This is a genomic window from uncultured Imperialibacter sp., assembly GCF_963974565.1.
In the GTDB taxonomy this organism is placed as follows: Bacteria; Bacteroidota; Bacteroidia; order Cytophagales; family Cyclobacteriaceae; genus Imperialibacter; species Imperialibacter roseus.
The window spans coordinates 1-23,693 of sequence record NZ_CAXBCJ010000024.1; the positions used below are offsets into that span (position 1 = coordinate 1).

Sequence of the window (23,693 nt, forward strand, 5' to 3'; positions counted from 1 at the left end):
AGTCGGATATTCGGACAACAGACACGGTACCTTAACGGTCATTTTCGTAGCCACGAAGGCACAAAGACGCAAAGGTTGTGACGATACATAGATGGGAAATCCTTTGGCGCACTTTAGGAGACGGGAGACAGGCCGACATTCGGACGTTCGGATGGTCGGAATCCTTTGGCTCCCTTTAGGGGCGCCTGGCTTGTGGTGCTGGGTGGGGGAAAACAAAGGATTGAAAGCGTTTAGGAGGTGATTGGAGAGAAGGAAAATCAGTAGTAACCCTCCTTTCAGGGTTCTCTGCGAGAGACCCCAAAAGAAAAAGGACACTAGTCGGAAGACAGGAGACCGAAGGTGGGAGACAGTCCGACATTCAGATATTCAGACGTGCGGATGGTCGGACAGTCGGATGATCAGACTGGACACGACAGTTAGCGCTTACTAATATGTAAGCCCTGAGCCGGGCACCCCTGAAGGGGCGACATAAAATTAGGATGGTGGTGAAGCCCCATCCGTAAGGAAGAAGTTGAAAAACAAAACTCCTTTCAGGGTCCTCTGCGAGAGACCCCAAAAGGAGGGGAAGTGTCTGTCTCTCTGACGACTTTATTCCTGGTAATATCCACTGCCAGTGGCCTTTTTTCCACCATAGTAAGTTCCGTAGCCATAGCCGTAGCCATAACCATAGTGGCCATTGGGTTTTTTGAAGTCGACACCATTCAACACGATGCCGATATTCTTCATCAATCCCTTGACATGGATGTCGTTGATATAATCGATGGCATGGCGGGGGGTAACGCCCTGGCGAATAATGAAAAGAGCGATGTCGGAATGTCGGCTGATCTCGATGGGATCAGATACAAGTCCTACGGGTGGTGTATCTACCACCACGTAGTCATATTCTTCTTTGAACCATTTCATTGCATCGTCGAACTCATGCCCCATCAGCAACTCGTTGGGGTTGGGGGGAACGGGGCCGGCTGTGATCATTTCGAGGCCCTTTACCTGGGTCGGTTGTATGACGTCCTTGTAGGTTTTGTCTCCAATAAGCAGCTGACTCATGCCTACGTCGTTGGAGATGCCAAAGGTGTCGAAGATCTTTGGCTTGCGAAGGTCGAGTCCCAGCAAGAGCACCTTGTGGCCCATCTTGGCCAGCATGATAGCTGTATTCATGGTCAGGAAGGACTTTCCCTCGCCCGAAAGGAAGGAAGTTACCATGATCACTTTGTAGTCTTTCTTCTCCAGGAACTTCAGTGCCGCCCTCATCTTTCTAAAGCTTTCCGCTACCTGCGAGCGAGGATATTTCTCCATCACCAGCTCGGTATCATAGCGGCTCAGCGCAATGGAAGCCAGTACTGGCAGTTTGGTACCCTTAGAAATTTCGTGGATCGACTGGATGGTAACTGAGAAGAAATCCTTGATGAGGAGAAAAATAATCGGGATGATCATTCCCATGCTAAAGCCAATTGCATAGTTGCGCATGGGCGTTGGGAAGGTTTGTCCTTTCAGCATTGGTGGGTCGACCACCTTCACATTTGGCACATTGGAAGCTTTGGCGATGCCCGCTTCTGCTTTTTTCTCCTGCAGGTAGATGAACAGGTTTTCACTGAGGGTAAACCTGCGCTGAATATTCACCAGCGTACGCTCTGTCAGCGGAAGTTGGTTCACCAATCTTTCGGCTTCTTTGATCCGCAAACCGAGGTCAGTAATCAAGATTTCGCTGCTCCCTTTCAGGTTCTCCACATTCTCGATGATACTTGAGATGATCTTCTGGATCTGCAAACGCAAGGACATCACCTGTGGGTTGACTTCTGTGGCATTCATTTCCAGTTGAGCGAGTTGAGAGGTAAGGTTCGCCAGGTTTCCGGTCAACGATTCGAGCATGGGCGACTGAATGCCTGCAGTAGAAGGGCTAATAATTCCCTCGGGTGCTCTGTTCTTTTTCAGGTAGTCGACAATGTAGTTGTAATATTCGATACGGAATTTCTCTTCAGCCTTTTTACCTTCCAATTCCTCCAGCTTTTGCAGCGCTGCCAGGCCTTCCTGGCTGATGTCTACCACTTTGTTGTCGGCCCTGAAGGTCTGCAAGCGGCGCTCTATCAGCATCAGCGAATCCTGGATGCTGGCCAGCTGCTGGTCTATGAATTGCACGGTACGGGTGGCTGTTTCGTTCTTTTCTTCCAGCTCCCGCTGGATATAGATGTCGATCAGGTTATTGATAAACTGAATGCCTTTGGTTGGTAATTCTGTTTGCAAGCCGATAGACAGGATACTCGCCTCTTTGTTCACGTCCGATATCTTCACCCTGTTTTTGTAGCTCTTTGCCAGATCCCACGCATTGAACAGTTTGAATTCATACAAGCCTGCTTTGGCCTGATCTGTGGCTTGCTCGTCAACCTGAAACGTCACGCCTCTGGATTCGATAATGGCTGGAAATGTATATGTTTCCTCTGCAAGTCCAAGGCTTTCTGAGGAGAGTACGAAAGACTGGCCTTCCTTCAATTCGAGGGTAAAAGTCATTGTACGCTCGGGTCTCTTCTCACCAACAAATGTGACGTGGAACGGCATGTTCTCCATCTCAATCTCCCGCTCCTTGATCCTGCCAATGCCATAGTATTCGATGTCAAAATTCAAAGATTCGATCGTACGCTTCAGCAATGTGTAGGAGCTCAATATTTCTATCTCATTGGCCTTGGTGGAGCTTCCCTGAAAGAATTGCAACTCCTGCAACAATTCGGGGTTGATTGATTTTTTGTCTTCTTTGATAAGAATCGTCCCACCCACATCAAACCTTGGGGTAGCGTAGCGATGGTAGAGGTATACCAATCCCACACACATCACAATGGAAAGAAGGATATATTGCCAAATCCCAAGTATTTTGAACACCCACTCTTTCACATCCAGGTTTTCCTCTTCCATGTACTGCGGTGCGGAGGCATTGTTGTTCATTCCCTGTGCGTCCATGAATGATTATTTGGTGAAAAAGTTAAGGATCAAAAAAACGGCGGTAATAGTGGCAGCCACAGCACTGATGGTTTGGAAAGTAGTAATGCCTGTGCCCAGCTCCCGAACTTTCAGGGGCGCCACGTACAATTGGTCGCCTGGCTGGATATAATAAAACTCAGAGTTAATCAGGTCACGATTCGTCAAGTCTATTTTGTGAATGCGCTGCCCGTCAGGATATTGGCGGATGAGCAAGGCTTCTTTTCTGTTGGCTTGTATCTGCAGATCACCAGCTGAGGCAATGGCTTCATAAATTGTCAGTCTGTTTTGCAGTACACCATATCGGCCCGGTGCTCTGAACTCACCCAGCGCAGTGAACCGGATGCCACCCAGTTTCACTGAGATATAAGGATCCTTGATGTATACCTGAGCCGATTCTTCCACCACTTTTCTTACCTCCGCCAGTGTTTTACCAGCGACGGCAATCCTTCCGATCACGGGCACCTCAATCATGCCGTTGGCGTCTACATTAAAACCGGTAAGGTAGAAAATATCGGATGCATTGTTGATCAATTGGCCAGCAGCTTGCGTGGCCAATCCACCAACATTGAACATATTGTCGGTAGTACCATCCAGGCTTTTGATTTTGATGTCCAGGTTATCCCCGGGCTGCACCACATAGGTTTTATAAGGGAAGTTCAGCAGACTGTCGTTGGGTACTGTAGGCAATTCTTCATTGGCTTCCTGCAAGTACACTACCTTCTTATTGGAGATACATGCGCTAAGGGCTGCGCCGAGTAAAAAAAATAAGATTATATTGAAAAACTGCCCAGTCGAGGACTTCCTGACACCAAATGTTAGCATTATACCGGAATGAATTACATGTTTTTACCGTCTGCAACCAAAAATGAGCTGTCGTTGATCCTTTTGCACCAGTGGCATATAACAAAGGAAGGCCCGTTTCACTCCCAGGTTCGAAGCTGCAAACTTACAATTAAAATCAAAATTTACCCACTTGACGGCATCATTAGGGGAGTCTACACAAATACTCACAAAGGTATAGTTGGCAATATGCATCAAATTTCGGCTTAGACGCAACAATGAAAGGCAAAAAAGTGCAAGTTGGTTTGAGAAAAATGCAAAAAGAGGGCCTGTCTGTCCGACTTTCGGCGGCCACGAAGGCCCAAAGGTTATGACACCACATCTGTCTAGCATGTAACTATTGTTCGGGGACACCAATTCGAAACTCCGTTTAGGCATGGTAAACCCGGCGTCTGACGGCACTTGTTGGAGTGGCTAGGCCTAGAAGCCCTGAAAGGGCGAAATACAAAGAGGATGGCGGTGAAGCCCCATCCGAAAGGAAAAGTGAAAAACTGCCTACAGTCTTAAGGTGATTAGTTGTTATGAGTAAGCGATCAACGGTCAGCCCTCCTTTCAGGGTCCTCTGCGAGAGACCCCAAAAGGAGTTTTGTTCCATCTGGGAAAGGTGCGTTAAGCCCCGGCACCTGAACCATCATTTCGGCGGCCACGAAGGCACGACGGCGCAAAGGTTGTGACGGTACTTAGATGGGAGATCCTTTGGCTTCCTTTAGGGGCGGAAGACAGTCCGACATTCAGATATTTGGACGTTCGGATGCTCGGACATTCGGATATTCAGACTGGACACGACAGCTAGCGCTTACTAATATGTAAGCCCTGAGCTGGGCACCCCTGAGCCGGGCACCCCTGAGCCGGGCACCCCTGAAGGGGCGATATAAAATTAGGATGGCGGTGAAGTGAAGCCCCATCCGTATGGAAGAAGAAGAAAAACAAAACCCCTTTCAGGGTCCTCTGCGAGAGACCCCAAAAGGGGTTTTGTTCTATCTGGGAAAGGTGCGTTAAGCCCCGACACCTGAACCATCATTTCGGCGGCCACGAAGGCACGAAGGCGCAAAGGTTGTGACGGTACTTAGATGGGAGATTCTTTGGCTCCCTTTAGGGGCGAAAGACAGTCCGACATTCAGATATTTGGACGTTCGGATGCTCGGACATTCGGATATTCAGACTGGACACGACAGCTAGCGCTTACTAATATGTAAGCCCTGAGCTGGGCACCCCTGAGCCGGGCACCCCTGAGCCGGGCACCCCTGAAGGGGCGATATAAAATTAGGATGGCGGTGAAGTGAAGCCCCATCCGTATGGAAGAAGAAGAAAAACAAAACTCCTTTCAGGGTCCTCTGCGAGAGACCCCAAAAGGGGTTTTGTTCTATCCGGAAAAGGTGCGTCAAGATGCGGGACCTTAACAATAAATGGACGGAAGACAAGAAAGGAAACAGCACCTGCTTTCAGGGTCCTCTCCGAGAGACCCCAAAAGGAGTTTGAGGCTAAACCAGTGGCTGACGGCATCCGCCAGCGGTCGGACACGGTTTGCAGGGGTGGGTAAGGCCGTGCTAACACCTACACCTCCTTCACGCCGGCCAGTAGGTACAGCACTGCCATGCGGATGGCTACGCCATTTTCCACCTGCCCGAGTATAATAGAGTGGTCGGAGTCGGCTACGTCGCTGTTGAGTTCCACCCCCCTGTTGATGGGCCCGGGGTGCATGATCACAATCTCTTTGTTCAGAGTGTCGAGCAGCTGCTTGTTGATACCAAAATATATCGAGTACTCCCGCAACGAGGGAAAGTACTTGATTTGCTGCCTCTCCAACTGAATGCGGAGCACGTTGGCGACATCGCACCATTCCAGGGCCTTTTTGACATCATACTCTACCTTCACGCCCAGCTCGCCGATGAATTTGGGTATCAGCGTAATGGGGCCACACACCATCACCTCAGCACCAAGCTTTTTAAGGCAGAAGATATTTGAAAGCGCTACTCTTGAGTGCAGTATGTCGCCCATGATGGCCACCTTTTTCCCAGCCACATCACCCAGCTTTTCTCTGATGGAGAAGGCATCGAGCAGTGCCTGGGTAGGATGCTCGTGGGTGCCATCGCCGGCATTGATGATGTTGGCCTTTACGTGCTTTGATAAGAAGTGAGGAGCACCGGGGCTGCTGTGCCGCATCACTACCATGTCCACTTTCATGGCCAGGATATTGTTGACGGTATCGAGCAGGGTTTCCCCTTTTTTGACGGAGCTGGATGAGGAAGAAAAATTAACAACGTCGGCGGAAAGTCTTTTTTCTGCCAACTCAAAAGAAAGCCTTGTACGGGTGGAGTTTTCAAAGAAAACGTTGGCCACGGTGATGTCACGCAAAGAAGGGACTTTCTTGATGGGCCGGTTAAGTACATCTTTGAAGTTGTCGGCCGTTTGGAAAATGAGCTGAATATCCTCTTCCGTGATATCTTTGATGCCCAACAAATGGCGGGTACTCAGCTTGCTCATGCCTCGTCCTCCTTTTCCATGATCCAGATATTGTCTTCAGGCATGCCCTGTTCTTTTAGTTCTACTAATATTCGCTGGCTTCTTACAGTATTCACCCTTCGGCCTACATAAGTAGCCTCCACCGGAATATCCCGGCTGTACATGCGATCGATCAAAGTCAGCAGCTCCACTTTCTCTGGCCTTCCAAAGCTTACCATAGCATCCAGTGCTGCCCGCACCGACCTGCCAGTGAACAGCACATCGTCGATCAGGATGACATTTTTGCCTTCAATGACAAAGTTGACTTTGGTTTCGTGAGGAGCGATAGGCGCATCCCGGCGACGGAAGTCGTCCCGGTGGAAAGTAGTATCCAGATAACCAAGAAGGATTTTTTTGTTCAGAAGGCTCTCAAGACTGGTGCGGATTCTTTCGGCCAAAAAGATGCCCCTGGGCTGCAAACCCATTAAAACGGAGTTGGCAAAGTCGCCGTGATTTTCAATAAGTTGCTGACAAAGCCTGTTGATGGTGAACTGTAAAAGACGTCCGTCGAAGAGCAACCGTTTTTGCATGGGGCGAAGTTATGAAAAAATGATTTGATTACGGATTACGGATTGCGGATTTATGATTGAGCCTCAACCGAAAAGGAAAAGGTACGTGAAGACACGGCACCTTAACAATCAGACGTTCAGACATTCGGATGTTCAGATGTTCAGACATTCGGACAGGAGACGGAAGACCGGAGTTAGGAGTGCGACAACAACCGGTGACCAGAAGGTTGGAGACGGGTGGCGGGTTTGAGCATTCTACCGGAGAGCCCTGAAAGGGCGATAGATCTATGCGTTGGGTGAAGCCCTGCGCACTTATCCCGCAGTGGACGACACAGCACCTCCTTTCAGGGTCCTCTCCGAGAGACCCCAAAAGGAGGGAAAGGGGTCCTCTGCGAGAGACTCCAAAAGGAGTTTGAGGGTAAACCAGTGGCTGACGGCTCTTGCCAGGGGGCGATTGCCGTACTAAAACCTGAAATGGACGGAAGGTGCGTGAAGACACGGCACCTTAACAATCATTTGTAAACCACCTTATTAATAAAAAACACATTCCGGTTGAGGTTCACCCGGTTGTCCTTCAGGTTTTTGATGTCCTGAATGCCGTAGGTATAGAAGGTTTTTCCGTACCACACCGACAAGCCTCCCACCTCGTTGTCGCTCACTCTGACTTCATCATCTTCAAATGTGAGCTCAATGTCATTGAACGTTTTGCCTTCGATGATCTCATCCGATTTTATGATTTTGGATCGGATCACATTCTCGAACATGTAGAGCAAAGCCACCTCATCGCCGGATGTGCTTACATGCACAAACTGCTGCAGGTCGTAGCTGGTTACGTCGTTGATTTCAAAGGAATTGTCCCAAAGCAGCGTGCCCGACTTATCGAAAGTCATGACCACGGCGTGCGTGTACTTGTATCCCAGGAAGTTGGGGTTGAAATAGGTATTGCTCCGGCCATAGGTGTAGCCGCCAAACCGGTCGTAGCCGCTGTAGTTAGAATACCTGGGGTAATAGGCCTCGCCATACAAAGTGTATTTGTCGCCGTCCTGAATAATGTCGTGCACCAGTAACCGATAGTTGAACTTTACCCGCTTGCCCTGCACCTTCCGCCGGCTGATCTTCTCTTTAATTCTCTGCTCACGCTTAGCTCGCATGTATGAAAAGAAGTTTTCCAGGTCGGCATAGTTGTAATAGTCTATCTTTTGCTGCCCGTCGTTGCCCACGGTGGCGATATAAAGCCCCCTGGAATAGGTGGAGCGCTTGTGCCCGTAGGTGCCTGCAATAAACTGCCGATCCATTTCGAGGTGGGCAGGTGCTCCATTGATCAGGCTCTTCGATTCATCGGGCTGCAGCAAAATATTCCTGATCATGTCCCCACTTTCCGAAAATGACCTTACCGAAATGGTGGTGCGCTTGTCAGTGGTTTTTTCACTCATCGTCACGGTGAAAGTCCTGAGGCGGTCGTCGGTTTCCAGTCGTAGTATCTCAGCATAGTCGGCATAAAACCCAGGAACCACCTGCGGTCGCTGGTCAAAAAGGTTGTATCGGATGATCACTGGCCGGTAGTTGGTGTAGCCACCCATCAAAATGGTGCTTCCCACTACTTCAAATTGTGTCAGGTTAACAGGGAACACCGTATTGATGTTGAACTTGGTAGTGTCACCTTTTTCCAGGTCCATCCTCATCACTAGCAGCTCCTCCTGCTTGTATTGCTTTTCCCGAATGAGGTAATACATAAAGCCCGGTGAATAATCGTAGCCAATGATGCGGGACGCAAAGGGAAGATACAGCTCTCTTCTCCATGTCATATCAAGGGCAGTGTCGAGTTTGATGAACTCCCACAGGTAGCCATCCTTGTTTTTGTGCTCGGTTTGGTGATAAATAGACAATCCCTCCTCCTCGCAGCTATAAACGACGTAGTCCTCGTAATTTGAGTTTTTTATCTCAAATTCCACTCTTTTGGGTTGCTCAATAAGCTCACTGGCCTTCTGGTCTTTTTTCCGCTCCTGACCAAGCACGCCAGTGCCCGTAAGACAGCAAAAAGCAAGCAATACCGTTAATTGTTTGAGTCGCATATTGACAATGGTCACGTCATCAAAACACTTCATAAAAGCTTGTCCCCAAAAAAGATTTATACCCGCCCAACGCTATTCTTCGGATTTTTGAATAATTATATCAAACTCTTCCTTCTTGACAGGCTGCACCGACAGTCTCGAAAGCTTGATAAGTGCCATTTCGGACAATCGCTCATCTTGCTTGATCTCTCCAAGGCTCACTGGCCTTTTGAGTTTTTGCACCGGCACAAAATCCACGACCACCCAGGTGTCTTTTTCTTCTGGCTTGGCTGTCGGATCCGGATAATACTCTTTCGCTACCCTGGCCAGCCCCACACACGACTTTTCTTTGACACTATGATAAAAAAGAGCCAAGTCCCCTACCTTCATGTCTTTCATGAAGTTGCGGGCAGCGTAGTTTCTCACACCATCCCACATGTCGCCACCCATGCTCACGAATTTGTCCCAGGAAAAAGTTTCTGGTTCAGATTTTATCAGCCAATAGTTCATTTCTTTGTTCTTTTTTGGTTTCACTAGTCAAATGTAACAGACAAAAGTCGCTTCGGTAAATAAAGGCGTTTGGTATTGCGTAACAAATTCCCTGCGCACGATGTTTTCCTGCGCACGTAGTTTCTTGTTTTTGTTTAAAGTAATCTAAGGAATTTTGCCTTAGGAAAATTACTTTTACAATGCCAGTTAACCAAAAACACCTCTCATTTTGGACAACAAAGAAATAATCTCACAATTCCGGCTCATGGCTTCGCTTATGGAGCTTCATGAAGAAAACCAGTTTAAAATTCGTGGCTACACCGGTGCGGTTTTCAACCTTGAAAAGGTGGACAAACCCATCGCTACCATGACGGCAGAGGAAATCGGGGCCCTGGAAGGAATCGGGAAATCGATGGCCGCCAACATCCATCAGTTGCTCGAAAAGGGCACCTTTGATGCGCTGGAGGAGCTCAGGGCATCAACGCCTGCCGGGGTGGTAGAAATGCTTTCCATCAAAGGCATTGGCCCGAAGAAGATCAGGTTGATCTGGAAAGAGCTGGAAATTGAAAGTTTGGATGCTTTGCAGAAAGCCTGTGAAGAAGGAAGGGTAGCTGGTGTGAAAGGCTTTGGAGAGAAGACCCAGCAAACTATTCTTGATGGCTTAAAATACAGAAAGGCCAACGTGGGTAAGCTTCATTTTTCGGAAGCAGAGATGGCAGCCAATCAGCTGATTGAAGCCCTAAAAAAAGAGTTGGGAGAAAAAGTGCCCATGAGTTTTGTCGGCCCGCTGAGGCGTTTGCTGGAGGTGATCGACACGCTGGAATTGCTTGTTGGGTCGCTGAATAGTGACGTCATCATAAAGGCAATTGAAAAAAGTGGTTTGGGAGAAGTCAGCCATCAGCAATCGGGGCCCTATTCCATCAGGGGGCATGTGAACGAACCTTATATCACTTTCCATATCAGGCTATGCGAGGAAAAGCAATTCACAGAGAAGCTTTTGTTGTACACAGCCGCACCGCTGCACCTTAACCAAACGCTGGCAGAAGGTGCTGTACTGCGTGATAAGCTAACAGAAAGGGCTTTTGCTACTGAAGAGGAAGCGTATAAGCACGCTGGCCTGGCCTATATAGCGCCGGAGCTAAGAGAAGGGTCGTTCGAAATAGCCCTGGCACAGGAAAATAAGCTCCCCAAGCTGGTAGAAATGAGTGACCTCAAAGGAATTCTTCATAATCACTCTACCTACAGCGACGGAAAAAACACTTTGAAGGAAATGGCAGTCTACTGCAAGGAGCTGGGCTATGAGTACCTGGGCATTAGCGACCACAGCCGTTCCGCCTTTTATGCCAGCGGCCTCGAAGCCAACAGAGTAAAAGACCAGCAGGTGGAGATTGATGCGCTCAACAAAGAGCTGGCGCCGTTCCGTATCTTCAAAGGCATAGAATCTGACATTCTACCCGACGGCTCCCTCGACTATGAAACCGAAGTGCTGGCATCGTTCGACTTTATCGTTGCCTCGGTGCACTCGGTGCTCAACATGGATTTGCAGAGAGCCACCACCCGATTGCTAAAAGCCATCAAAAACCCGTTTACCACTATGCTTGGTCACCCCACTGGCCGGCTGTTGCTGGAACGAAAGGGCTACCCCATCGACCACAAAACAGTGATTGATGCCTGCGCTGAAGAGGGTGTGATCATCGAAATCAACGCCCACCCCTGGCGGCTCGACCTCGACTGGCGCTGGGTGCACTATGCCATCGAGAAAGGCGTGATGCTTAGCATTAACCCCGATGCCCATGAAACCGAAGGCTATCACGACATGCGCTACGGGCTTTTGGTGGGTAGAAAAGGTGGCCTCACCAAAGAGATGACTTTCAATGCGCTGTCGACAGCGGAGGTGGCTGCCCATTTTGAGAAACGAAAGAAGCGGGCGGCTGAGATGGTGAAATACCAACAGGCCGAACGTTAGCATTGAGCCCATCAGGGTCCCTGGCGGAGACCCCAATGGGAAAACGGAGACCCCAATGGGTTAAGCCTAAAGTTTAACATCCCGTACAAATAAAAGAAATAGTGAATGAGCCTTCTGATGTTGAAATTATCGCAAGCCATCTTCGGATCAAGCGGAAAATCTGGGAGATCAACCTTTAACCGCAATGCCCCGAGTGGTCATAAAAAAGCAAAAGGTCCAAGCGGGACGCATTGAACCAGTTTTGCTTTTTTATTTAACCATACACGAAATATCCAACCCTCAGAAATACAGATTGATCCCCATCTTCGCCAAATCAGCTAAATGAAAGTACTCATCCTACGGTTTTCGTCTATCGGAGACATTGTACTCACCAGTCCGGTGCCAAGAGTGTTAAAAACCCAACTCGACGATGTGGAAGTGCACTATGCCACCATGGCCCGGTTCAAATTTCTTCTGGAAGAGAACCCATATATTGATAAAATCCACGTTCTGGAGAAGGGAGACAAGCAGCTGATTGAAACACTTAAGACAGAAAACTTCGACTACGTCATTGACCTCCACCACAACCTAAGGACGCTGAGGATCAAGTGGGCGCTGAAGGCAAAGGCCTATGCTGTGGACAAGCTCAACTGGCAAAAGTACCTGATGGTCAATTTCAAAGTAAATAAATTGCCCAACCGCCATATTGTTGACCGCTACCTCGACACCTTACAGCCATTGGGTGGCAAACCTGACCAGCTGGGCCTCGACTATTTTATTCCGGACAAAGACGAGGTAGATATCACCTGGCTGCCAGAAAGCCACCGCAACGGATTTATTACCTACGCTATTGGTGGCCAGCACGGCACCAAAAAGCTACCGGTAAAGCGCATGATTGAGCTTTGCGACCGAATTAACAAACCTGTCATCCTGTTGGGAGGAAAGGAAGATGCTGAGGCTGGCGAGGAAATAGCACGGTTCTTCGAACGAACAAAAAACTCAAGTGGCTATGAGGAGAGTTTGAAAGAGCTGGGTAAAAAAACAGAAATATTCAATGGCTGTGGTAAATTCAACTTCAACCAGTCGGCGTCGCTTGTGAAGCAGTCGAGCGTTGTTTTTTCGCACGACACTGGTCTTATGCACGTAGCGGCTGCCTTCGGGAAAACAGTCTACAGCATTTGGGGCAACACCATCCCTTCGTTCGGCATGCACCCCTACAGAACAAAATTTATCGTGTTTGAAAATAATAAAATCAAATGCAGGCCCTGCTCCAAGATAGGTTTCGATAAGTGCCCAAAGGGCCATTTTAAGTGTATGAACGACCTCGTTTTTGATTTCTATATTCCTTAGTTTGACTCCAGTTTATGAAGACAATCTATCTTGTACGGCACGCAAAATCGAGCTGGGACTTCCCTGAGCTGGACGACTTCCAAAGGCCACTAAGCAGCCGGGGCAAATCAGATGCTCCGAGGATGGGCAAGTTCCTTAATGATCAACAAATTCACCCTGACCTTGTAGTCAGCAGCCCAGCGGAACGAGCCATCAAGACTGCTAAAAAGGTGGCTGCGGAGCTTGGAATTGACAAAAGAGAAATCGTCACTGACAAATCTGTTTATCATGCCTGGCCAGACAGGTTGCTGAAGGTGGTGGTTGAACTGGACGACCAACACACGTCGGTGATGCTTTTTGGCCACAACCCTGGCCTTACGGAGTTTGCCAACCAACTGGCTGGAGCGTCCATCGAGAATATTCCGACCACCGGAGCCGTTGGCATTTCATTCGAAGTAAACTACTGGCGGGACATTGGCTACGAGGCGGGCAAGCTGCTTTTCTTTCACTACCCGAAGGGCTTACCGGAGGGGTATTGATTATCCTACCCCCCGCAGCCAAAAATCTATTTCGCCTATTCCTTTATAATCTTCAGGATATGGAGGTTTTTTCCTGAAACATCTTTTATCATAACGAGGTAGACTCCAGGTTTATAGTCTCTTACTTCGAGTATTACCAGGTGATTGCTTGTTGAAACTGAGTGTAACAGCCTCCCAAGAAGGTCATAAGTGCTCAACGTGAACGTCCCGGCGTTCGCCACCTCTGGCAACTCAATCTTCAACTCACCTGACACAGGATTTGGGTAAAAACTAACATCGAAAGCCTCTGCTGAGGCTTTTAGTACTTCAGCTATAGTGATGCTTACTCCAGCGCTACCCACGGATGCAGTGACTTCGAGGGTGTGGGTTTCGTCAATTTCAAGTGTATTCTGGTTGGCATCAGCGGCCGCTCCTACTACATCGATGAATAGAAAATAACGCCCCGCCTCTATATTGCGGATTTCAAAATCACCAGAGTCATCAGAAACTGCCTCTGCGTAGACCGTTCCTCCTTCCCCGAATAAATAGACGGATACATCCGGCATCGGTGTTCCATCCAACAGCCTGCCCCTGATAATTTTCGCTCCGTCACCCTCTTCACTCGAGACCACTCTGCCTCTAACATGGCCCTTTCCATGATGACCATCATCGTGGTCCTTGGCAATCAGTTCCCAGTCAATGCCCGACAAACTCTCGCCACTCAATTCTATGGACAATGCATGTTCCCAATGCAACCCATGGAAATAATAAGTAGGATAATAGTCTTTTGAGAGCTCGCCCAAGGATACCATACGAAGGTAGTATTCCCCTGTCGCCAGATGCTCGAAGAGATAGCTTCCATCAGAAGTATCAATCTGTTTTGCCAAGCCGCCTGTTTTATAGAAAAGTTGCACTTTACCAGCAACAGCCTCCCCATCAGGGGTGGTCACTTTACCTGAAATGGTCAGCATGGCTGTCACCTCCATTTCTCTCGTGACGGGAATGGCCGGTTTGTACTCCTCATTCCCAGGTTGGCTTGCAGTAATAATTATTTCTCCTGCCCCGGTAACAGTCAGAAGCCCCTCATTTATCTCTCCTGGTCCTTCAATAGAATATTCTATGGCCAATCCACTACTAGCTGAGGCACTAAGCTCGATCGGCTCATGTCCTACCATCACTGATGAAATAAGCTCGAAAGTGATTTCCTGATCGATCCGAACATCAGCAAGGACTGAAAAAGCATGTGTGACATCAAGTGCAGCCAGGTAGTTGCTATTTCCAGACTGAGAGGCTGTTACTAGCACCTCGCCTGCATCTAACAATGTCAACTTATTGTTGTCATCCAATTCGGCTGACCCGGATACAGTATAGTTTACAGGCAGTCCAGACGTGGCGGTAGCGTTCAAACTCAGCTCCGAAATGCTCAAGCTCACATCGGGAAGGTCGTCGAACTGGATGGTTTGACTTGCCTTTTGAATAAGAAAGACACCGCCGGTGAAGTCAATAGCATAATTGCTTCCCAAGGTAAGGGAACCCTGCTCAATAGCATATTCACCAGCATTCTCGCCCTCAGTCCTTGTCAAAGCACCGGTAAATTCGTCTGATTCAAGGACTTCCCCGGCTGATACCCTATAAGTTAGGTCTGGGTCGGTTTCTCCATAGGTTTTGCTAGCCGAATTGGCTGTAATAGTCATCGGCCTGGGCTCGATTTTGAAGGTAGATGGTTTCAGTGTAACCAAGTAATTGTTGCCAGCAGTCAGTAGTCCAATATCAATAACATACTCACCAGCTGTTTCTCCCTCTTCCCGATGAAGTGATCCGCTAAATTCATCCCCGTCTTTCAAGGCTCCTTCTAATATTTCAAAAGACAGCAAAGGATCAGCACTGCCGTAAATCTTGCTGTTTGCATCAGCGGTTATCAAAATGGGGGCTATTTCAATTGTAAAAGTTGCCCCGATAAATGAGAGTAAGTAATTCTCACCGGCGCTCAATGTACCCTGATTAATTCCATAAGACCCAATGGCCTCGCCAACCTCCCTCTGCAATACCCCGCTCCACAGGTCTTCGCCAACCAGGCTCCCCTCGGTGACCTTAAAAGAAAAATCAGGATCACTTGCTCCGTAAAACTTCTCTTTGTCAATTGCTACTACACTTATTGGTCTTGGAAGAACGGTAAGGTCACCGGCAAAGTAGCTGATCTCATAATTGCTGCTGCTTAAGCCAAAAGGCACAATGGCCCCAGCGTAGTCTCCCACAGAAGTTGGAATTGCTTCATATTGCAGCTCTCCTTCCAGGTCATCTACATCGTCATCATTCACGAAACCTTCTGAGGACACCTCAAGCAAGTCTTGCATATTCTCCTGATAAACGACCTCCTTGTCCAAGGCAGAAATAATCAATGGGGCTTTGTGGACGACCAGTGTCTGTAGTACCGGCGCTGGCGAAAAATAATCATTTGCTGCCCGTTGGCTAGCCGAAATAACAGCCTCACCAGCGCCAACAATTGTGAGCGTAGACCCGTCAACAATTGCTACCTCTTCATTACTACTCTGGAAAACAAAGGGTGTTTCTGGAATTCCTCCTTCAACGATAAGTTCAAATGGAGCGTCTCCGAAGGTTTTGTCCGGCATCGCAGGAAACTCAATAACAGCCTCAAAGCTGCCAATCTCCAACCGCCAAAAGTCATTTCTTTCAGAGCGCACATGGACTGGCTGCCCTAAACCACCAAATATATATAGTGCTCCATCTGGTGCCACACCAGCAGCCATTGATTTCCTCCCTCCTGGGTAGCTGTCAAAAGAGGATTCCCTCATTTTGTCATAACTGCCGAATTTCGCCGATGTAACACCGTTTCCTTTGACCCACCTCCAGACACCTTCTTCCCGCACCCAGAGTTCGTTACTTGCCTGCATGTCATAGCCGGATCCTCCGAAGAACCAAAAACGGCCAGACGAATCGAACCAGGCAAACGCTTCCTGACGATAACCCGGTCTGTTAGAGGGGTCAGGAACATTCAAAAACCCGTAAATTGGATGTTTATATAATTCATCGGAGCCATTAACCCAGGTCCATGCACTTCCATCCCATTTCCATAAATCACTGAAACCTCCTCCCCCAAAAAGCCACAAGTTACCCTCTTGATCTACTGCTGATGATGCCATTGATCTGGCGCCAGGAGAGTTAGCTGGGTCAGCGACATCCTTTGTCCCGTAAATACCTTGGCCATTAGGTGCATCACTTCCGCTCATCCATGTCCATACTTCCCCATCCCACTTCCAAAGGTCGTTCAGAGCAACAGTTTGACCGTTTTCGGTGAAGGAGCTTCCTCCAAACAACCATAAGTTCCCCTGTAAATCAACCCAGGAACTAGCGTTATAGCGGCAAGGAGGCTGGTTTGACGCATCTCCAATGCCTAAAATGCCATACATCCCCTGACTTTTAGACAATTTGCTTCCGGATACCCAAACCCAATTCTCGCCATCCCATTTCCATAAGTCATTAAGCAAGCTATGATAGCCATTACCATCGTTGCCCCAGCCCCCAAAAAGCCAAAGGTTATCTTCTGTGTCTGTCCAAGTAACGGAGCCAAACCTGGCTCCTGGAGTATTACTGGCACTGGCCACTCCTTGCGCTCCATAATTGCCCCTTTGCATCATTGAACTACTACCACTTACCCAAGTCCACACGTCACCGTCCCACTTCCAAAGATCATTTAGACTTCCGGTACTGTAGCTTCCGTCCAGTCCAACACCTCCAAACAGCCAAAAATTATTTTGTGAGTCCAACCAACTAGCGGCATTTCTTCTTGGCCCAGGAATATTTTCACTTGACGGAACTCCTTTTGAACCGAAATTGCCAGGTACAACAATTTGCTGGTATCCCGACTCCCATGTCCAGTCAGTTCCGTCCCACTTCCACCAATCGCACAAGGCATCTCCATATGCCAGATGAGCATCGTGCCCGACTCCCCCATAAATATGGACGTAGCCATCTGGATCATGCCATACGGCAGGATAGAACCTCGATCCAGGAAGATTTGAGCTTGATGGTATGCCTTGCTCTCCAAATAGGCTTATTTGATTTTGCTTTCCACTTCCTTTCACCCAGGTCCAGTTCACTCCGTCCCAACGCCATAAATCACCTGAGTATTGGTCGTCTAACTGACCCCAGCTACCTCCAAAAAGTAAGACATTTCCGTTCTCTTCTCGCCAAATAACTGCTCCGCTCAATGCACGTGGCGTGTTGGATGACTCGGTAACATTTTGTTGTCCGAAATTTCCGTCGCTATAGTTTAAGTTTGATCCCTTGACCCACATCCATTGTTGCCCGTCCCAAACCCACAAATCGTTGAGTGTGCCTAACTGAGAGGTAGCATACCCATATCCTCCAAATAACCAGTAGTTTCCGTTTTGGTCAACCCATGAAGTGGGAGCTATCCTCGCCCCAGGTGTATTGCTACTTGCTGCGACCATTTGGGTTCCATAGTTGCCGTACTCTCCATCGTCTGAAATACCCGCTACCCAGGTCCAATTCTCTCCATCCCATTTCCACAGATCATTGAGAAATCCTTCGCCACTTGCAGAATAGCCCTGCCCGCCGAAAATATAGGCCTCACCATTAACCCCTTTAGAAACTGTCGATAGTTGCCTGGAACCAGGCACATTTGCCGCTGAAGAAACACCCAAAGTGCCGTAAACACCTGTTTGTCTATCTACATCAGATCCACTTACCCATACCCATTTGCTTTCATCCCACTTCCAAAGGTCGTTCAACTGACCGGGTTCAACAGCACTATTATCATAACCAAAGCCTCCAAACAACCACAGGCTGCCATTTTGATCTGTCCATCCAACAGCATTATTTCGTCCCCCTGGGAAGCTGCTTTCTGATGCAACGTTCTTAGCACCGTATGCTCCATTAATATTTACCTCTTTGCTTCCGCTTTTCCACGTCCAAAATTGCCCATCCCACATCCACAAATCATTCAAATACCCAATTTTGCCGTCCTCATTCAGGCCATAACCTCCAAAAATCCAGAGATTTCCCTGACCGTCTTCCCAGCTCACCATATTCTTTCGGGCGCCGGGCTGGGTTTCAGTAGTTGGCACTCCTTTCTCTCCATAATGAGGGATTTGGTGGTTGGTCGTTTTTTCACCAGATAGCCAGGTCGATTTTACCTGGAAATTCTGCGCCCACACCGGTGAATTTAGAGCGACTAGCAGATATGTTGTTACTACTCCTGCCATTCCGAGTCTTCGAAATACCTGTTTGGCGAGGATAAATACTGGTTCTAGCTTGCAGACAGAGGAATTTGGTGTCATTTCAGAAAAAATAGAGACAACTCAACTATGATAAAAGTAAGATAATATATGACTTTCCAATAATAAAAACTCTTACATCATAGGTTATTTTTCAAAAAAATAAGCCGCCAATACAATAACATTGTGAAACTAATAATCAACCAATACCCAAATAGAATTGGAATAGCACGGCAATGGCAGCTGCCTCATTTTCAAAATTGGGCATACGGATAGAAAAAGCCAGACAACGATAATGCCCGGCTTTTGAAAAGTGAGGTTTCTGATTTACAGGATATACCTGCTCAAATCCTTATTCTTCACCAGCCCTGAGAGCTTCTCATTTACCATCTCTTTGGTGATTACGAGCTTGGAATTAGGGCCGATCTTGTCGGGAATATCAAATAGAAATTCATTCAACAGTCGGCTCATCACTGTGTGCAACCTCCTTGCGCCTATGTTCTCCACTTCGGAGTTGATGGTAAAGGCTGTGTCGGCCAACTCCTCCAGTGCCTCATCGCTGAAGGTAAGCTCTACATCTTCCGACTTCAGCAGCGCTTCATATTGCTTGGTGAGGGCATTTTTTGGTTCTCTCAGGATGCGGAGGAAGTCGCCCTTGGTGAGGTTTTCCAGCTCTACTCTAATCGGGAAGCGACCCTGAAGCTCAGGAATAAGGTCTGAGGGCTTTGACACGTGAAAAGCTCCTGCAGCCATGAAAAGGATGTGCTCAGTGTTAATGACACCATACTTTGTATTCACAGCACTTCCTTCCACAATCGGCAGGAGGTCTCGCTGCACGCCTTCCCGGCTTACATCGGCGCCACCGCCTTTGCCCGCACTGCTGGCGATCTTGTCAATCTCGTCGATGAAGATAATACCGGAGTTCTGTGCCTTTTCGATGGCTTCTTCCTTCACCTCGTCCATGTCGATCAGCTTGTGCACCTCTTCCTCCAACAGTAGCTTCTTGGCTTCTGCTATTGTCACTTTCCTCTTCTTATTCTTTTTCGGCAGCATATTACCCAGCATCTCCTGCAGGTTCATCATGCTCACCTCGTCCATCATACCACCGCCAATCATACCCACATTCCCCTGACCAGGCGCCTTCACATTGATTTCTATTTTGCGGTCATCAAGCTCACCATTTCTTATCTTTTCACGGAATCTCTCACGGGTTCTCTCGTTGAGCTCTTCATCGTTCTCCGGTGTAATGTCAATGGCATTGTCTGCGCCGGGAGCGCCAGCCGGCTGCCTCGATGGCGCCGACTTCATCGGAGGTATCAAAGCATCCAGTATAATGCCTTCAACAGCGAGCTCTGCTTTCCCTTTCACCTCTTCCTTTTTGCTTTGCTTCACCATGTTAACGGCTTGCTCTACCAGGTCACGCACCATGCTTTCCACATCACGGCCCACATAACCAACTTCGGTAAACTTGGATGCCTCCACCTTGGTAAAAGGCGCATCAGCAAGCTTGGCCAGGCGGCGGGCAATTTCTGTTTTGCCAACGCCCGTAGCTCCAATCATCAGGATATTGTTGGGCACAATCTCTCCCTTGATGTCTTCATGGCTGTGCATGCGGCGCCATCTGTTTCTGAGCGCAATGGCCACATTTCTCTTGGCGTCGTCCTGACCTATGATGTATTTATCGAGCTCGGCAACAATTTGCCTCGGGGTCAAATATTTGTTCTGATCTATCATGATGCTGATTTTCGTTTATGAAATAACCGGTTCACATTGTGGCTGACAGTAAAATGGGTATTGCCACCCACCACGTGGTAGTGCGAACGGGCTATTGTTAATTCAAATGATTTAATTTTTATCCAAACACCGACTGAAAAGCCTGCACTTCCGCCGGCCTGCTCCAGTCTTAGCTCTCGTCTTATTCGGTGGTTGTATCCAGCCAATACGTGGAAATTAGGCCCAAACAAAAACTCGGTGCCAATGTTCACTCTGCTGAATATTTTGGTAAACGTGCCCGGCACAGCTTCGTTGAAGTTTACCCTGCTGTCGGGTTCAAAGTATACCAGGTTTTGCTTTGGCAGATTGGTGCCCGTGAATGAGAAAATTACCGGCATTTGCTCAGGCTTGAAACTCATGCCAAGCTGAACATCAAATGGAAGCCTGGTTTTCTCCTCAGCATACCTTCCGAGTGCGAAGCCCGCATTTTTTATCACCAACCCAATACTTAACGACTTACGAGGGTGTTGAAATATACCACCAACGTCGGCCATGAGTGCTGAAGAGCGGAAGCCAGCAATGCTCGATACAGCCAGTTGCGGAGCCACTCCCATCAGGAAAGGGCCCATTCTGTGGCTCAGCGATACCCTCACGGCATATTCGCTGGCATTGAAAGTGCCCAGGTAGTTGCCAGCCTCGTCGTAGCTATCGAAGTTTCCATGGCTGAGGTGCGTGAGCCCAACTGCCGCTTTCCCAACCGCCTTCGTGTCAAAAGCGTAGGCTACCTGACTATATTTGCTGCCCCCATAAAAGTTGACGTAGGAAATAGAAATATCACCGGCTGCTACCGAGTCGAGCAGCGCAGGGTTATAAAAAACCCAGTTCAGGTCGCCTCGATTTTGGGATACATTGTAGCCCCCAAGCGCAGCTACTCTCGCATTAGCAGGCGTATTTAGAAATTGAAAGGAGTCTTGACCACCAATTTGCGCATACCCCGCATCCGTCATTACTAGCAAAAGCAACAAAATGATACCCGGGGTATTTTGGTGGTTCCCTCTCATAAATCCTCAACGGTGGCCATTTCTTTGGCCAATCCTTTAATAGGCCAAAGATGCGTAGCCCCTTCCACCTTCGATTTGAGTAGCGCTAGCTTCAACACTTCGTCTACATTGTCGACGTAGTTAATCTTAAGGTTCTCAATATAATTAGGCTCAATTTCTTCAATGTCCTTGCGGTTGCGACTGCTCAGGATGATCTCTTCTATCCCGGCACGCTTGGCTGCAAGTATTTTCTCTTTGATGCCTCCCACGGGAAGCACCTTTCCTCTAAGGGTGATTTCTCCGGTCATAGCCAGCTTGTCTTTCACCCTGCGCTGCGTATAAATCGATGCCAGCGATGTGAGCATGGTAATCCCTGCCGACGGCCCGTCTTTTGGCACTGCACCAGCCGGCACGTGTACATGCAGGTCGTAATGATCAAAGACCTGGTGGTCGATGTCGAGCTTATGGGCGTTCGACTTCAGGTATGATAACGCAGCCACGGCTGACTCCTTCATCACGTCACCTAGTTGGCCAGACAGTGTCAATTTGCCTTTGCCCCTGCTCAGCGACGACTCGATGAACAAGATCTCCCCTCCTACCTGTGTCCAGGCCAGGCCTGTGACTACACCCGGGTGCGTGTTGTCGGAATAGACCTCTTTATCAAAGATTTCAGCACCCAAAATTTTGCGCACTTCCTTGCCTTTGATGGTCTTGGTGTAGGCCTCCTCCATGGCAATGGACTTGGCAGCATTTCTGATTACCGTGGCAATTCTCCGTTCAAGCGTTCTTACGCCAGATTCTCTGGTGTAATCATCTATAATTTTCCCGATAGCCTCGTCGGTAAATTTAATCTGAGATGCCTTTACCCCATGCTCTTTGCGCTGCTTGGGTATCAGGTGCTGCTTGGCAATTTCAATCTTCTCCTCCAGCGTGTAGCCGGTAATCTCTATGATCTCCATCCTGTCACGCAAAGCAGGCTGGATGGTCTCAAGTGTGTTGGCCGTAGCGATAAACAACACCTTCGACAGATCGTAGCCCACTTCCAGGTAGTTGTCAGTGAAGCTATTGTTTTGCTCAGGGTCAAGCACCTCCAAAAGTGCGGAAGATGGATCTCCTCTGAAGTTAGAGCTTACTTTGTCGATTTCATCAAGGATAAAAACGGGGTTTGACGACTTGGCTTTTGATATGTTGCCAACGATCTTGCCCGGCATGGCACCAATATAAGTCTTTCTGTGGCCTCTCACTTCCGCCTCGTCGTGCACACCACCCAGCGACATCCTGACATAATGTCTGTCGAGTGAACGGGCAATCGATCTTCCCAGGGATGTTTTTCCCACACCGGGAGGACCATAAAGACAAAGAATGGGGCTTTTCATGTCGCCCTTGAGCTTTAACACGGCCAGGTATTCAAGAATTCTCTCCTTGACCTTTTTCATGCCATAGTGATCTTCGTCGAGAATCTTCCGGGCTCTTTTCAGGTCAAAATTGTCCTGCGTATACTCATTCCAGGGCAGGTGAACCATAAAATCGACATAGTTCATCGCCACCGGAAACTCAGCGGCGGCAGGGTTCATCCTGGAAATTTTATCGAGCTCTTTGAAGAAGTGCTGCTTCACCTCCTCGTCCCATTTTTTCTCTGCACCCAGCTTTCTCAGCTCCTGAATATCTTTTTCCGGGCCGTCGTACCCCAATTCATTCTGGAGTACTTTGATTTGCTGACGGAGGTAGTAATCCCGCTGCTGCTGATCGATGTCGGAATGCACCTTATTTTGAATCTCCTGCTTGATTTCAAGCATTTGAATGTCTTTCAGCATGTACTCCAGCAGCAACTCAGCCCTCTTTACCCCATCGTGGGTTTCCAGCAGCTTTTGCTTATCAGCCACATCGGCATTCACATTGGATGAAAGAAAATGAGTGAGAAAGCTGCTATTGTCTATGTTACCCAGGGCGGCATGGGCTTCTTTGGGTATCTCCGGATTCAGCTTCATTACCTTGTAAGCTGCGTCCTTTAGCGACTGAATAAGCGCTTTGGTTTCTTTGCTTGACTTGGCAGGAAACTTTTCGGCAAGTAGCTTTACCCTGGCGCTGATAAACGGGTCTTCCTGAATGATGCTTTCTACCTCAAACCGGCTCTTGCCCTGTATAATGATCGTTGTGTTGCCGTCTGGCATCACGAGCATTTTTAATATGCGGGCAATGGTGCCCACAGTATAGAGGTCATCAGATTTCGGCTCCTCAGCTTTTCTGTTCTTCTGAGCCAGCACGCCAATAATTTTACTGCCTTTATAGGCTTTTTTCACCAGCCGGATTGACTTCTGTCGGCTTACCGTAATCGGAATCACTACCCCCGGATACAACACGGTGTTCTTTATCGGCAGAATGGGCACCTCATCAGGCACATCCTCCGGCTTCAAATCCTCCTCCAGGTCAGTTGATACTAGCTGTATAATATCTCCTGATTCGTCTTCTTGTATTTCCGACAAAAAAGCTACTGCTAGTTCTTTCTCTTTATTGTTATTCATAATTATCTAA

The 23,693-nt window shown here is 48.3% G+C and carries 13 protein-coding genes; 3 read left to right on the forward strand and 10 right to left on the reverse strand.

Annotation, left to right across the window (positions count from 1 at the left end):
• Positions 1–588 precede the first annotated feature (588 nt).
• The 6 genes from AAC052_RS24205 to AAC052_RS24230 form a co-directional block, all read right to left on the reverse strand.
• Positions 589–2,946, reverse strand: coding sequence for a polysaccharide biosynthesis tyrosine autokinase (locus AAC052_RS24205; protein WP_339815811.1), 2,358 nt, complete (start codon positions 2,944–2,946; stop codon positions 589–591).
• 6 nt (positions 2,947–2,952) lie between these two features.
• Positions 2,953–3,681 carry a polysaccharide biosynthesis/export family protein gene (locus tag AAC052_RS24210; RefSeq protein WP_317488148.1) on the reverse strand — a complete coding sequence of 243 codons (729 nt, stop codon included), beginning with the start codon at positions 3,679–3,681 and terminating at the stop codon, positions 2,953–2,955.
• A gap of 1,680 nt (positions 3,682–5,361) precedes the next feature.
• Entirely contained in the window at positions 5,362–6,291 is a 930-nt protein-coding gene (locus AAC052_RS24215; RefSeq protein WP_339815812.1) for an aspartate carbamoyltransferase catalytic subunit, read from the reverse strand.
• Positions 6,288–6,839, reverse strand: a complete 552-nt coding sequence (gene pyrR, locus AAC052_RS24220) for a bifunctional pyr operon transcriptional regulator/uracil phosphoribosyltransferase PyrR (protein ID WP_317489707.1) — start codon at positions 6,837–6,839, stop codon at positions 6,288–6,290. The genes AAC052_RS24215 and pyrR overlap by 4 nt, the downstream gene beginning before the upstream one ends.
• 491 nt (positions 6,840–7,330) lie before the next feature.
• Positions 7,331–8,923 (reverse strand): hypothetical protein, encoded by a 1,593-nt coding sequence (locus AAC052_RS24225; RefSeq protein ID WP_317489706.1) that lies wholly within the window; start codon positions 8,921–8,923, stop codon positions 7,331–7,333.
• Positions 8,924–8,962: 39 nt separating this feature from the next.
• Entirely contained in the window at positions 8,963–9,379 is a 417-nt protein-coding gene (locus AAC052_RS24230) for an EVE domain-containing protein (protein ID WP_317489705.1), read from the reverse strand.
• Positions 9,380–9,587: 208 nt separating this feature from the next.
• On the opposite strand from AAC052_RS24230, the gene AAC052_RS24235 reads away from it, so the two are divergent.
• The 3 genes from AAC052_RS24235 (at position 9,588) to AAC052_RS24245 (ending at position 13,171) form a co-directional block, all read left to right on the forward strand.
• Positions 9,588–11,324, forward strand: a complete 1,737-nt coding sequence (locus AAC052_RS24235; protein WP_339815814.1) for a helix-hairpin-helix domain-containing protein — start codon at positions 9,588–9,590, stop codon at positions 11,322–11,324.
• A gap of 321 nt (positions 11,325–11,645) precedes the next feature.
• On the forward strand, positions 11,646–12,653 hold the full coding sequence (locus tag AAC052_RS24240; RefSeq protein ID WP_339815815.1) for a glycosyltransferase family 9 protein: 1,008 nt from the start codon (positions 11,646–11,648) through the stop codon (positions 12,651–12,653).
• Between the two features lie 14 nt (positions 12,654–12,667).
• Positions 12,668–13,171, forward strand: coding sequence for a histidine phosphatase family protein (locus tag AAC052_RS24245; RefSeq protein WP_317489702.1), 504 nt, complete (start codon positions 12,668–12,670; stop codon positions 13,169–13,171).
• Between the two features lie 35 nt (positions 13,172–13,206).
• Here the strand turns inward: AAC052_RS24245 and AAC052_RS24250 are convergent, their stop codons facing one another.
• The 4 genes from AAC052_RS24250 to lon form a co-directional block, all read right to left on the reverse strand.
• On the reverse strand, positions 13,207–18,396 hold the full coding sequence (locus AAC052_RS24250) for an MBG domain-containing protein (RefSeq protein ID WP_339815816.1): 5,190 nt from the start codon (positions 18,394–18,396) through the stop codon (positions 13,207–13,209).
• Between the two features lie 339 nt (positions 18,397–18,735).
• Positions 18,736–20,142 (reverse strand): ATP-dependent protease ATPase subunit HslU, encoded by a 1,407-nt coding sequence (hslU, locus tag AAC052_RS24255; RefSeq protein WP_317489700.1) that lies wholly within the window; start codon positions 20,140–20,142, stop codon positions 18,736–18,738.
• Positions 20,139–21,182 carry a type IX secretion system protein PorQ gene (gene porQ / locus AAC052_RS24260; protein WP_339815817.1) on the reverse strand — a complete coding sequence of 348 codons (1,044 nt, stop codon included), beginning with the start codon at positions 21,180–21,182 and terminating at the stop codon, positions 20,139–20,141. Before porQ ends, hslU begins: the two co-directional genes overlap by 4 nt.
• A complete protein-coding gene (lon, locus tag AAC052_RS24265; protein WP_317489698.1) occupies positions 21,179–23,683 on the reverse strand; it encodes an endopeptidase La in 2,505 nt (834 codons plus the stop codon). The genes porQ and lon overlap by 4 nt, the downstream gene beginning before the upstream one ends.
• Positions 23,684–23,693: the final 10 nt, after the last annotated feature.